General features: G+C 55.4%; 9 protein-coding genes. 6 read left to right on the forward strand and 3 right to left on the reverse strand.

What is annotated here, in order from left to right; genetic code table 11:
• Nucleotides 1–268: 268 nt before the first annotated feature.
• Nucleotides 269–1,192, reverse strand: a complete 924-nt coding sequence (locus tag ABSH60_RS01165) for a LysR family transcriptional regulator (RefSeq protein ID WP_056769786.1) — start codon at nucleotides 1,190–1,192, stop codon at nucleotides 269–271.
• Between the two features lie 156 nt (nucleotides 1,193–1,348).
• Here ABSH60_RS01165 and ABSH60_RS01170 point away from each other — a divergent pair, with 156 nt between their 5' ends.
• The 3 genes from ABSH60_RS01170 to ABSH60_RS01180 all read left to right on the forward strand — a co-directional run bounded on the left by ABSH60_RS01170 (nucleotide 1,349) and on the right by ABSH60_RS01180 (nucleotide 4,831).
• Nucleotides 1,349–2,782 (forward strand): M20/M25/M40 family metallo-hydrolase, encoded by a 1,434-nt coding sequence (locus ABSH60_RS01170; RefSeq protein ID WP_390972346.1) that lies wholly within the window; start codon nucleotides 1,349–1,351, stop codon nucleotides 2,780–2,782.
• Complete coding sequence (locus ABSH60_RS01175; protein ID WP_217203892.1) at nucleotides 2,779–4,062, forward strand: MFS transporter; 1,284 nt, start codon at nucleotides 2,779–2,781, stop codon at nucleotides 4,060–4,062. The genes ABSH60_RS01170 and ABSH60_RS01175 overlap by 4 nt, the downstream gene beginning before the upstream one ends.
• 148 nt (nucleotides 4,063–4,210) lie before the next feature.
• Nucleotides 4,211–4,831 carry a glutathione S-transferase N-terminal domain-containing protein gene (locus tag ABSH60_RS01180; protein WP_390972348.1) on the forward strand — a complete coding sequence of 207 codons (621 nt, stop codon included), beginning with the start codon at nucleotides 4,211–4,213 and terminating at the stop codon, nucleotides 4,829–4,831.
• Nucleotides 4,832–4,881: 50 nt separating this feature from the next.
• Here the strand turns inward: ABSH60_RS01180 and ABSH60_RS01185 are convergent, their stop codons facing one another.
• Entirely contained in the window at nucleotides 4,882–6,033 is a 1,152-nt protein-coding gene (locus tag ABSH60_RS01185; RefSeq protein WP_390972350.1) for a PQQ-dependent sugar dehydrogenase, read from the reverse strand.
• Between the two features lie 301 nt (nucleotides 6,034–6,334).
• Here ABSH60_RS01185 and ABSH60_RS01190 point away from each other — a divergent pair, with 301 nt between their 5' ends.
• From ABSH60_RS01190 to yicI, 3 genes are all read left to right on the forward strand, one after another.
• Nucleotides 6,335–7,408, forward strand: a complete 1,074-nt coding sequence (locus ABSH60_RS01190) for a sugar ABC transporter substrate-binding protein (protein ID WP_136376193.1) — start codon at nucleotides 6,335–6,337, stop codon at nucleotides 7,406–7,408.
• Nucleotides 7,409–7,588: 180 nt separating this feature from the next.
• Nucleotides 7,589–8,956 carry a glycoside-pentoside-hexuronide family transporter gene (locus tag ABSH60_RS01195; protein ID WP_056769772.1) on the forward strand — a complete coding sequence of 456 codons (1,368 nt, stop codon included), beginning with the start codon at nucleotides 7,589–7,591 and terminating at the stop codon, nucleotides 8,954–8,956.
• A 31-nt stretch (nucleotides 8,957–8,987) separates the two neighbouring features.
• The gene (yicI, locus tag ABSH60_RS01200; protein ID WP_390972353.1) at nucleotides 8,988–11,312 is read left to right on the forward strand and encodes an alpha-xylosidase; all 2,325 of its coding nucleotides are present in this window, start codon (nucleotides 8,988–8,990) and stop codon (nucleotides 11,310–11,312) included.
• Nucleotides 11,313–11,374: 62 nt separating this feature from the next.
• Here yicI and xylR read toward each other — a convergent pair whose 3' ends face one another.
• Entirely contained in the window at nucleotides 11,375–12,562 is a 1,188-nt protein-coding gene (xylR, locus tag ABSH60_RS01205; RefSeq protein ID WP_056769768.1) for a D-xylose utilization transcriptional activator XylR, read from the reverse strand.
• Nucleotides 12,563–12,637: the final 75 nt, after the last annotated feature.

The raw sequence follows: 12,637 nt of genomic DNA on the forward strand, positions 1-12,637 counted from the left end.
TCTTATCTTTCAATCAGATTGTGCAAGTCTGCAGGTGTAAAAACTACTGCTTTCCGGGGCTGGAATAAACCTAAATAGTGTAAAGATCTTAAGATTAGATGAGATTTCCGGCACGCGCCTCTCCGTTTCTGGCCGGTTCAGGCGCCTCCCGGCATGCGCTGGCGCATTATCTGAGGCTATTTGTAAACATACTAATATATAAAATATCTATAACTATAAACGCCTTACTGCCAGCAGGGCGCCAGGGTTTTGCGCGCAGCCTCGCAAATCAGACATTAAAATCACGAATAAACGCCTCGCTCTCACGTGCCACTTCATCCCGGATAAAATCGATAAACTGACCCACAGCGGCAGAGTGTTTTTTCCCTGCCGGCGTTTGCAGCTGCAATGTCCGCTGGCTGAGTTGTTCGATGTTGACGGATTTAACCCGCAGGTTGTCGCGCCGGGCTTTGTACATGATGGAAAAATGGCTGCACGCCACGATCGCGCCCGGCGTTTGCACCATAAAATCGTACAGCGTCGAAAACCGGTTACAGCTGACCGCGGGCTCAAGGAAAATGCCGCTCATCCGGCAGGACAGATCAAACAGCTGGCGGATGGTGCTGCCCTGCTCGTTCATGGCCAGCGGGTAAGGATGCAGATCGGTCAGTTGCAGGTCGCCTCCGGCCAGTGGGTGGTTCTGGCGCATCACCATGCGCACCGGTGCGGGAAAGGACGCCATGATATCCACACCCCGCTCCGCCACCAGGCTGAACTGTAATGCCAGATCCACGTCACCGCTATGGATCATCTCCGAGACGTCCCCCGCCGTTCCCACATTCAGATAAAACATCACGCCCGGATTAATAACGCGAAAACGTGAAAAAAGCTGCGGCAGCAAATCAAACGCCAGACCGTCGGTACAGGCCATGCGGATCACCGTGCGCCGCACCGCATTCAGCCCCTGAATTTCGGCAATGGCGTGTTCCATATCCATCATGCTTTTGCGCACATGGTTTTCCAGGATCTGGCCGGCGTCGTTAAGCACCATTCCGCGCGCGTGCCGCTCAAACAGCGGCGCACCGATCCGCTCCTCAAGGCGCTGGATCTGGCGGCTGATGGCCGACACCGCCACAAAAAGTTGTTTGCTGGCGCCACTCAGCGAACCGGTATTGGCGACGGCGAGAAAATAACGGATCTCAGCGCTTTGCATAATGGAGTTGCCTCATAAGTGTGCAGACGAGCATTACAATAAAAGCAACGCTAACTTGCAATTATTATTATTGTGGCAACGCTTACGCAGCGCTTAGAGTGAAACTGCTAAAAAAACCAACAATAAGATCACAAACACACAATAAGCAGGTTCCTCATGACAGCGGAAAATATCGTTGAACAGGCGTTAGCCTGGTTTGATCAGGGTGAATACCAGCGCATTCTGGCGCGCAGAGTGGCGATAGCCACGGAAAGCCAGAGTAATCAGCGGGATGATGAACTGGCCCGTTACCTCGATGAAGAGATTAAACCGGCGTTATCTGCGATGGGCTTCACGCTGCTCAGCGTTGATAATCCTCACGCCGCCAACCGGCCTTTTCTTATCGCAACCCGTATTGAAGACAGCGCGCTGCCCACCGTCCTCAGCTACGGTCATGGCGATGTGGTGTTCGGGGACGATGAAAACTGGCGCAGCGATCTCTCGCCCTGGGCATTGAAAGAAGAAGGCGACCGCTGGTACGGGCGCGGCACAGCGGATAACAAAGGCCAGCACAGCATTAATATCGCAGCGCTGGAGCAAATCTTCAAAGCACGCGGCGGGCGTCTGGGCTTTAACTGCAAGCTGCTGTTCGAAATGGGCGAAGAAATCAGTTCGCCGGGTCTGGCAGAACTTTGCCGCAACTATAAAGAACAACTGAGCGCAGATATTTTCCTCGCCTCTGACGGGCCGCGTCTCAACGCCGTCCGTCCGACCCTGTTCCTCGGCTCACGCGGCGCCGTCAATTTCCGTCTGACCGTCAATGCGCGCGACAACGCCTATCACTCCGGCAACTGGGGCGGCCTGCTGACCAATCCGGGCACGCAGCTGGCCAACGCGCTGGCGTGTCTGGTGAACCAGCACGGTCAGTTACAGGTCGCGGCGCTGAAACCGCCTGCGGTCAGCGAAGCCATTCGCGACATTCTCAGCGACGTTGAGGCCGGTGGCGGCGAAAACGATCCGCAGATCGACCCTGACTGGGGCGAAGAAGGGCTGACGCCTACCGAACGCCTCTACGCATGGAATCAGCTGGAAGTGTTGTCATTCCTGACCGGCAATCCACAGCGCCCGATGAATGCCATTCCCGGCCATGCCACTGCGGTGTGTCAGCTGCGCTTTGTGGTCGGTACCGACTGGCAGCATCTGGCGGAACACGTTCGTGCGCATCTGGACGCCCGGGGCTTTCCACAGGTCGAGGTGGAATTTATGCGCGGCTCTCCGGCAACGCGCTTCGATCCGACTGATCCGCTGGTGGACTGGGCGCTGGACATCATGCAGCAGACCACCGGCAAAAAACCGGCACTGTTACCGAATCTGGGCGGCTCGCTGCCTAACGATGTGTTCGCCGATATCCTCGGCCTGCCGACCTTGTGGGTACCGCACTCCTATCCGGCCTGCGGGCAGCACGGCGTCAACGAACACATGCTGATTTCGGTTGCCCGTGAAGGGCTGGCGATCATGACCCACCTGTTATGGGATCTGGGCGAAAGGGGCACAGCCCTGCTCAGTCAACATCACGCACATCACAGCGCGCAAGCCGGAGTTGTTCAATGAGCCAGATAACTGCATCTTCAACCCCGCTTAAGGGAACGGCAGAAAAGCCGAACCTGATGAAAACGTTGTTTGCCACCTGTATCGGCAATGCGCTGGAGTGGTTCGATATCGCGATTTACGGCTTCTTCGCCAGCTATATCGCCCACGCCTATTTTCCGACCTCAGATCCGACCGTCTCGCTGCTGCTGACCTTTGGCAGTTTCGGCGTTTCCTTCCTGATCCGCCCGCTGGGCGCAATTGTGCTGGGGGCTTACGCCGATAAACACGGGCGAAAAGCATCGTTACTGATGTCCATCAGCCTGATGATGATCGGCGGTCTGATCATTGTGGTCACGCCGTCTTACGGCACCATCGGCATGGCGGCACCGCTGCTGATCCTGGCCGCACGCCTGATTCAGGGTTTCTCCGCAGGCGGCGAGTTTGGCAGCTCCACGGCATTTCTGGTGGAACATTTCCCCGAGCGTAAAGCCTTCATCGCCAGTTGGCAGTTTGCCACCCAGGGCGCGAGTACGTTACTGGCGTCGGCGTTTGGCCTGGGATTGTCTGCCATCCTGACCGAAACTCAGTTGCAGGACTGGGGATGGCGTATTCCGTTTATCTTCGGCCTGCTGATTGGACCGGTCGGGTTGTACATCCGCCGTCACATCAAAGAGTCGGAAAGCTTCCGCACTGCTGAGAAATCCGCGTCTCCGCTGAAAGAGATCGTCCGGGCGCAGAAAGGCCTGTTTTTCATCGCCATCGGGCTGATGGTCGTGTCAACGGCCATTAACTACATGCTGAACTATGTGCCGACGTATGCCACGAAAACGCTGCATCTGCCCGCGTCGGCCGGGTTTACCGCGACGCTGTCTGCCGGGATAATTCTGACGGTGGTGACGCCGCTGATGGGATTATGGGCTGAAAAAGTGGGGCGTCTGCCGCTGATGTGGGGCTCACTGGTGCTGTTGCTGATCACCATTTATCCGGCATTCTGGCTGATGCTGGAATACACCTCCGCGCTGTCACTGCTGTTGCTTATCAGCTGGCTGGCGCTGCTGAAATCAGTGTATTTCTCCGCCGTCCCGTCGATGATGGCGGATCTGTTCCCGATCACCACCCGCGCAAGCGGTATGGCTATCAGCTACAACGTTGCCGTGACCGTGTTTGGTGGCTTCGCACCGTTCATCTGTACGCTGCTGATTTCCGCCACCGGCAGCAGCCTGGCACCGGGTTATTACCTGATGGTCGTCGCACTGCTCAGCGTCATTTCCCTGTTTAAAGCGCAGAAGTTACAACGCTAATCTGCCCTTCCCGCACTCAGCGGCGGCTACACCCTGTCGCTGAGTGTTACTTTTTTCCCTTCGCATAATTCTTCGCCGTGGCCTATAGTTTTAGCCAGTCATCATCAAAAAAAGTCCGTATTTTCATATTGAAAACAAGGGGTTCTGAATGATTACCGTATGGGGACGTGAAAACTCGACCAACGTCAAAAAAGTGCTGTGGATGCTGGATGAACTGGAGCTGGCGTATAACATCGTCAACGCAGGCGGCGCCTTTGGCAAGAATACTGACCCGGCTTATCTCGCTTTAAACCCGAATGGTCTGGTGCCCTGCTTTCAGGAAGATGATTTTGTCTTGTGGGAATCGAATGCCATTCTTCGCTACCTTGCCGAATGTTCCGGCAAACCGGAATTCTGGCCTGCCGATGCGCGGCATCGCGCCAGTATCGACAAATGGCTGGACTGGGCGAGCAGCTCGCTGATCGCCCCTTATCGTCAGGTCTATCAGACGCTGGTGCGCATTCCGGAACCGGAGCGCGATATGGCGCTGGTTGCCTCGGGCATGAAGGTGTTTGAGAAATACTGGGCAATTGCCGATGCCGTACTGGCAAAGCAAAAATGGCTCTCCGGCGAAACGTTCGGGATCGGAGATATCCCGCTGGGGATTTATGCGTATTCCTGGTACTCGCTGAACATTGAGCGTCAGTCGCATCCGAACGTTGAGCGCTGGTATCAGCAACTGGCACAGCGCCCGGCCTTTATCAAACGCGTGATGATCCCGCTGAGTTAAGGCCGTTTCTCCTGGGTTACCGGCGGGTCATCCGACCCGCCTTTTTCATGTTAAGCACCCGGCGCAATCTTCAGTAATTTGCCGTCACTCTCATCCGTCAGCACATACACGAAGCCATCCGGCCCGGTCTGCACTTCCCGGATGCGTTCCTTGCGGTCGGTCAGCAACCGCTCTTCACCGGTGACTTTATCGCCGTCAACGGTCAGACGGATCAGAGATTCCCCCGCCAGCGCGCCGATAAACAGCGAATGTTTCCACTGCGGGAAACGGTCTGCGTTATAAAACGCCATCCCGCTCAGCGCAGGAGAGACTTCCCAGTAATAAATCGGATCAACGGCACCGTCGATGCGGGTGCCTTTCGCTTCCGGAATAGGCTGCCCGGAATAATTGATGCCAAACGTCGCCAGCGGCCAGCCATAGTTTTTACCGGGCTGCGGCAGATTCACTTCGTCCCCGCCGCGCGGGCCGTGCTCCGATTCCCATAAGGCGCCGGTCCACGGATTGACGGCCAGACTCTGCGGATTACGGTTGCCATAAGTCCAGATCTCCGGCCTGGCATTCTTATCGTTAACAAACGGGTTGTCCTGCGGCACGCCCCCTTCCGGGGTCAGACGCAAAATCTTGCCCTGCAACTGGCTGAGATGCTGGGCGTTAATTCGCTGATTGTTGTCGCCGGTGGACATGAAGATATTGCCCTTCGCATCGAAGGCAATCCGTCCGCCGAGATTGATGCCGCTGCTGAGCGCAGGCTGCTGGACGAAGATCACTTTAAAGTCGTCGAGACTTTTATTGTCAGACGACAAGGTGCCATATCCCAGCGCCGCATGGGGTTCGCCCTTCTCGCCGGGCTGAGTGAAGGTCAGATAGACACGCCGGTTTTTGGCAAAGTCAGGAGATAAGCGCACGTCCCATAACCCGGCCTGCCCGCTGACCCACACGCGCGGCACACCCTTGAGCGGGGCCGACATTGCGCCGTCAGGCTGCCACAGGCGCATCTGCCCGCTGCGCTCGGTGATCAGCGCGCCCTGATTATCGGGCAGAAAAGCCAGCGACCACGGGTGATCCAGTCCGCTGGCAAGTTCAGTGACTTCTGCACGCGCAGACGCCGGTGAGATAGGGGCTTTCGGAGCCGCGTTAGCGTGGGTGGCCAGCAGGGCCAGTGCGAAAACGGGCAGTAAGGTGTCGCGGAAAGGATAAGTCATCAGGCTTCCTCCGGGGGCATCTTTCAGGTGTGTGCTTTTAGTCTAGGCCATGTCTCTGATTTTGCTCAAAGACTGCCCTCCTCCTATAACTAACAGGAATAACGCCGCGATGAAATATAATAACAACAAAGCATTCCCTCCTTCTTAACATATCGGTAGACTGCTCCGACAGAATAGACGTCTGGACAGACAGACTTCTGTACATCCTCATTCCGGAACGCCCATTTGGCGCGCCGAAACTATCCCAGGGTCATGCTGACATCGCTGCGATCATCTGCCGCACCGACGGAGTTGTTAAATAATGAAAAGAATATCCGCCTCTTTACTGGCACTGAGCCTGTTCTCCGCCCTCCCGGCATTCGCCGCGGATGCCACGCCCGCCCCTGTTCCGGCGGCGATTGCACAACATAATGGCCCGGTGCGTATCGCCATTGTGCGTAATCTCGGTTCTGACGATAACACCACCCAGTTTCTGGCCGGTGCCATCAAACAAGGCCGCGCGCTCGGCTTCAAGGTCGATACATTTCTGAGTAACGGCGACGACGCCAAATTCCAGGATTTCGTCAATCAGGCCATTAGCCAGAAATACGACGGCATCATTCTCTCGCAGGGCCGCGGCCCGTATTCCGAGGCGCTGGTCAAGCGTATCGCGGCGGCGGGTATTGCCGTTTCGGCATTTGATACCGAAGTACCGGAAAATATTCCCGGCGTCACGGTAACCCGTCAGGACGACGCATCCCTGGCGAAAGCCTCCGTCGGCCAGTTGGTGAAAGATTTCAACGGCAAAGCCAACATCGTCAAACTATGGGTGGCCGGTTTCCCGCCGATGGAACGCCGTCAGAAAACCTATGAAGCGATTCTGAAAGAAAATCCGGGGATTCATCAGCTGGAATCTATCGGCGCCGTGTCCTCAGACGTACAAGGCGACACCGCCAACAAAGTCGGTGCTATTTTAGCGAAATACCCGAAAGGTCAGATTGATGCCATCTGGGGTGCGTGGGATGCATTCAGCCAGGGTGCCTATAAAGCGCTGAAAGAAAATGGCCGTACTGAAATCAAACTCTACAGTATTGATGTCTCGAATCAGGACCTGCAACTGATGCGCGAAAAAGGCAGCCCGTGGCAGATGACCGCTGCGGTGGATACGCAGCTGATTGGCGCGGTGAACCTGCGCATCGTGGCGCTGAAAATTGCCGGTGAGAAAACGCCAGCCACCTATGAATTCCCGGCGCAGACCATTGCGCAGTCTCTGCTGCTGAGCCAGCCTGACGGCATCAACGTGACCGGATTGAGCAAAATTATTCCAGGCTGGGGAAAATCAGAAGATTTTACCGCGCCGTGGTTTGCCACGCTGGAAGCAAAGTACAAAAAATAACCCTCTGAAACCTCCCGAAACGGGAGGTTTTTTCACCCATTCTCCGCTCAACTTTCCGCCTTTTGCCCCCTGCGATCACAGAAATAAAGAAACATAATTTCAGAAGCAAAAATCTCAATAGCCCTTGCCCCCGCCAACCGTTAAAACCTTACTCTCCCTTTTCATATGGACGTTGAAGCAATGAGTACAGAAATCCTTTCAGTCAAGGAAAAGATTGGTTATGGATTAGGCGATGCTGCCAGTCATATCATTTTTGATAATGTCATGTTGTACATGATGTTTTTCTACACCGATATTTTCGGGATCCCGGCCGGTTATGTCGGCACCATGTTCCTGCTGGCACGCGCACTGGATGCGATCTCTGACCCCTGCATGGGATTACTGGCCGACCGTACCCGCACCCGCTGGGGTAAATTCCGCCCATACGTGCTGTTTGGCGCAATCCCGTTTGGCATCGTCTGCGTGTTTACGTACACCACGCCAGAACTGAGCATGACCGGCAAAATGATTTACGCGGCCATCACTTACACGCTGCTGACCCTGATGTACACCGTGGTCAATATCCCGTATTGCGCACTGGGCGGGGTGATCACCAACAATCCTGAACAACGCATCTCGCTGCAATCCTACCGCTTTGTACTGGCTACCGCAGGCGGCATGCTGAGTACCGTACTGATGATGCCGCTGGTGAATTACATCGGCGGGGAAAATCAGGCCGTGGGTTATCAGGGCGGCATCGCCGTGCTGGCGATTGTGGCGGCAGTGATGCTGGCAATCTGCTTTGCCACCACGAAAGAACGTATCGATCCGGGCAAACCTACCGGCACCATGCGCGAAGATTTGCGTGATATCTGGCACAACGACCAGTGGCGTATTGTCGGCCTGCTGACCATTTTGAACATCATGGCGGTTGCCGTGCGCGGCGGGGCAATGATGTATTACGTGACCTACATTCTGGGCAATCCGGTACTGTTCGCCTGGTTCCTTGGCGTTTACTCCGTCGGCAACCTGTTCGGCAGCGCGCTGGCAAAACCGCTCACCGACTGGAAATGTAAAGTCAGCGTCTTCTGGTGGACCAATGCCATTCTGGCCGTTCTCAGCCTGTGCATGTTCTTCCTGCCGGTTAACGGCAGCGTCCTGATGTTTATCTTCATCTTTGTTATCGGCGTTTTGCATCAACTCGTGACGCCAATTCAATGGGTTATGATGTCCGACACCGTCGATTACGGTGAATGGAACGATGGCAAACGCCTGACCGGCATCAGCTTCGCAGGCACCCTGTTCGTCCTGAAATTGGGCCTGGCACTTGCCGGCGCCATGATCGGCTGGATGCTGGCGGGTTCTGGTTATCAGTCCGGCGCTGCCATCCAAAACAGCGCCACCATGACCAGCATTGTCGCGCTGTTCACGCTGGTTCCGGCAATCTGCTACCTGCTGAGCGCCATCATCTGTAAACGCTATTACATTCTGCGCACCCCGCTGTTACGTCGCATCATCGACGAAGTCGCGCAGGGCATCCGCCGCAATCAGCAAGAATTTATGAAATGAATTGGAAGCAGTGTAAAAGGAGGGTTTTACCTTGAAAATTAGTGACGGTAACTGGTTAATCCAGGACGGACTCACACTCACGCACCCGTTACAGGTGTTTGAAGTGCAGAGAACGGGTAACGAGATGGTGATTTACGCCGCGCCGAAAGACGCGTCTGAACGCGCCAGCCAGCTTGATTCGCCAATGTTTACGCTGCGATTTTTCTCGCCGCAGACCGGCGTGATTGGCGTGCGCATTACTCACTTTGACGGCGAAGTAGACAAAGGCCCGCACTATCCGCTGATTCAGTCGGATACGCCGGAATTGCGCTTTGAAGACAACGACGAGTTTGCCGCGTTACACAGCGGTTCGCTGTCGGTACGTGTGACCAAAGGCAACAACTGGACGCTGGATTTCCTGCGCAATGGCCGTCGTATTACCGGCAGCGTGGCAAAATCTAACGGTTACGTTCAGGACGGCAACAGCCAGAAAACCTACATGATGGAGCGGCTGGATCTCGGCGTCGGCGAAACTGTGTACGGGTTGGGCGAGCGCTTCACCGCGCTGGTCAAAAATGGTCAAACTGTTGAAACCTGGAACCGCGATGGCGGCACCAGCACTGAGCAATCCTACAAAAACATTCCGTTTTATCTGACCAACCGTGGCTACGGCGTGCTGGTGAATCATCCGGAATGTGTGTCTTTTGAAGTCGGTTCAGAAAAAGTCTCTAAAGTTCAGTTCAGCGTGGAAGGCGAATACCTGGAGTATTTCGTCATCGACGGCCCGACGCCGAAAAACGTTCTCGACCGTTACACCCGTCTGACCGGCCGCCCTGCACTGCCGCCAGCCTGGTCGTTCGGTCTCTGGCTGACCACCTCGTTTACCACCAACTATGATGAAGCCACGGTTAACAGCTTCATCGATGGCATGGCCGAGCGTGAACTGCCGCTGCATGTCTTCCACTTCGACTGCTTCTGGATGAAAGCCTTCCAGTGGTGTGATTTCGAATGGGATCCTCAAACCTTCCCTGACCCGCAGGGCATGTTGCAACGCCTTAAGGCGCGCGGGCTGAAAATCTGCGTGTGGATTAACCCGTACATCGGCCAGAAATCCCCGCTGTTCCATGAAGGCAAAGAGAAAGGTTATCTGCTGAAACGTCCTGATGGTCGCGTCTGGCAGTGGGACAAATGGCAAGCCGGGATGGGCATTGTCGATTTCACCAATCCGCAGGCCTGTGAATGGTACGCCGGGCACCTGAAACGCCTGGTGGATATGGGCGTCGATTGCTTCAAAACCGATTTCGGCGAACGTATCCCGACCGACGTCGTCTGGCATGACGGCTGCGATCCGCAGAAAATGCACAACCACTATGCGTTTGTGTACAACAAACTGGTGTACGAAACGCTGCAGGAAAAACTCGGCGAATCCGAGGCCGTGTTGTTTGCACGCTCCGCTTCTGTCGGCGCGCAGCAATTCCCGGTGCACTGGGGCGGCGACTGCTACGCCACCTACGAATCAATGGCGGAAAGCCTGCGCGGAGGTCTGTCGATCGGCCTGTCCGGTTTTGGTTTCTGGAGTCATGACATCGGCGGTTTCGAAAACACTGCGCCGGCGCATATCTACAAACGCTGGTGCGCGTTCGGATTACTGTCGAGCCACAGCCGCCTGCACGGCAGCAAATCCTATCGGGTACCCTGGGTCTACGATGATGAAGCCTGCGATGTGGTACGTCAGTTCACGCAGCTCAAATGCCGCCTGATGCCGTATCTCTACCCTGCGTCAGCGCAGGCCGCCAGCCACGGTACGCCGGTTATGCGCGCCATGATGCTGGAGTTCCCGGACGATCCGGCGTGTGACTATCTGGACAGGCAATACATGCTGGGCGATAACGTTCTGGTTGCGCCGGTCTTCAGCGAAGAAGGCGATGTGGATTTCTATCTTCCGCAAGGCCGCTGGACGCACCTGCTGAACAACGACGTCGCGGAAGGTTCGCGCTGGCATCGTCAGCAGCATGGTTTCGACAGTTTGCCGCTGTATGTGCGTCCCAACACGCTGCTCGCGCTGGGGAGCAATGATCAGAAACCGGATTACGATTACAGCGAGAAGCCGCAATTCCATCTGTTCGAGCTGGAAGACGGTGTGATTGCTGAAAGTCAGATTACGGATCTGCAAGGGAATGTGGTCTTTACCCTGAAAGTTCAGCGTACAGGCAACACGCTGACGCTGAACAGCGAAGGTAAGGCTACTGACTGGACGCTGTGCCTGCGCAATATTCATCAGGTAGAACATTGCGATCTCGCCAGCGCCTCTGACACCGCGCAAGGGATGATGATCACCCCTGAACACGGTAACCGCCAGTTCGTGATTACCTTATAAAACACTTCTACCCTGCCCCGGCGCTGATTAAGCACCGGGGCAGTTTATGCAAACCTTCTGTTTCAGCTCTCCTGATAAACGCCTTCACCATGAATGCTGCGGTATTCTTTTGGCGTCATTTCATAGCCTTTTCTGAACACCGAATAAAAATATTGCAGTGAAGGATAACCACACATTTGCGAGATTTCGTTAATTGAGATCGACGTCGCCGCCAGCAGATTACGGGCGCGGTCGAGTTTCTCTTCGTGGATAACACCGTGGATCGTCTGCCCTGTTTCATCTTTGAAACGCTTTTCAAGATTCGAGCGAGACATGCCAATGGCATCCAGCACCTGTTCCACTTTGATCCCTTTACAGGCGTGGTAACGGATGTAATGCATCGCCTGGATCACCGCCGGATCACGCAGTGATCGGAAATCGGTAGAGCGTCGCTCAACCACCTTCACCGGCGGCACTAAAATGCGCTGCAACGGCAAATCGCGCTGATCTAGCAGCTGATGCAGTAACTTCGCCGCACGATACCCCATCTGGCGGGTGCCCTGCACCACCGAAGACAACGCGACCCGCGAGAGGTAGCGCGTCAGCTCTTCGTTATCAATCCCGATCACACTGAGTTTTTCCGGCACCGGGATGTTGAGGTGCTCACAGACCTGCAATAAGTGGCGGGCGCGGGCATCGGTGACCGCAATAATGCCGGTTTGCTGCGGCAAGGTTTGCACCCAGTCAGCCAGCCTGTTCTGCGCGTGTTGCCAGTTTTCCGGCGCGGTTTCCATCCCCTGATACACCACACCCTGATACTGCTCGGAGGCCACCAGCGCTCTGAACGCGTGCTCGCGCTCCTGCGCCCAGCGTTTCCCGCCGGTATCGGGCAGGCCATAAAATGCAAAACGATTAATGCCCTTTTCTTTCAGGTGCATAAACGCGGCTTCCACCAGCGCAAAGTTGTCGGTGGCGATGTAATGCACCGGCGGATAATCCTCTTCCCGGTGATACGAACCGCCGACGCCGACGATGGGCACCTTCAGATCTTCAAGCAGCGTCTCTATTTCGCGATCGTCGAAATCGGCAATAACGCCGTCGCCCAGCCAGTCTTTGATGTTATCTATACGACAGCGAAAATCTTCTTCGATGAAGATATCCCAGTCGCTTTGTGAGGCCTGCAAATATTCGCCCACACCTTCCACCACCTGACGGTCGTAAACTTTATTGGCGTTAAAGAGCAGCGTAATCCTGTAGCGTTTTTCAAACATGCCTGTTTCTCACCGATGATTACATTGACTAAAGCCTTGTTCCCCACGCGGAGGAACAAGGCTAATTGCGTTGCT

It is taken from the genome of Rahnella sp. R3(2024), from assembly GCF_042920125.1.
GTDB lineage: Bacteria > Pseudomonadota > Gammaproteobacteria > Enterobacterales > Enterobacteriaceae > Rahnella > Rahnella rivi.

Excerpts from the sequence above, each read along its gene's own strand:
- ABSH60_RS01165 (WP_056769786.1), bottom strand. The coding sequence starts at position 1,192 with ATGCAAAGCGCTGAGATCCGTTATTTTCTCGCCGTCGCCAATACCGGT.
- ABSH60_RS01170 (WP_390972346.1), top strand. The coding sequence starts at position 1,349 with ATGACAGCGGAAAATATCGTTGAACAGGCGTTAGCCTGGTTTGATCAG.
- ABSH60_RS01175 (WP_217203892.1), top strand. The coding sequence starts at position 2,779 with ATGAGCCAGATAACTGCATCTTCAACCCCGCTTAAGGGAACGGCAGAA.
- ABSH60_RS01180 (WP_390972348.1), top strand. The coding sequence starts at position 4,211 with ATGATTACCGTATGGGGACGTGAAAACTCGACCAACGTCAAAAAAGTG.
- ABSH60_RS01185 (WP_390972350.1), bottom strand. The coding sequence starts at position 6,033 with ATGACTTATCCTTTCCGCGACACCTTACTGCCCGTTTTCGCACTGGCC.
- ABSH60_RS01190 (WP_136376193.1), top strand. The coding sequence starts at position 6,335 with ATGAAAAGAATATCCGCCTCTTTACTGGCACTGAGCCTGTTCTCCGCC.
- ABSH60_RS01195 (WP_056769772.1), top strand. The coding sequence starts at position 7,589 with ATGAGTACAGAAATCCTTTCAGTCAAGGAAAAGATTGGTTATGGATTA.
- xylR (WP_056769768.1), bottom strand. The coding sequence starts at position 12,562 with ATGTTTGAAAAACGCTACAGGATTACGCTGCTCTTTAACGCCAATAAA.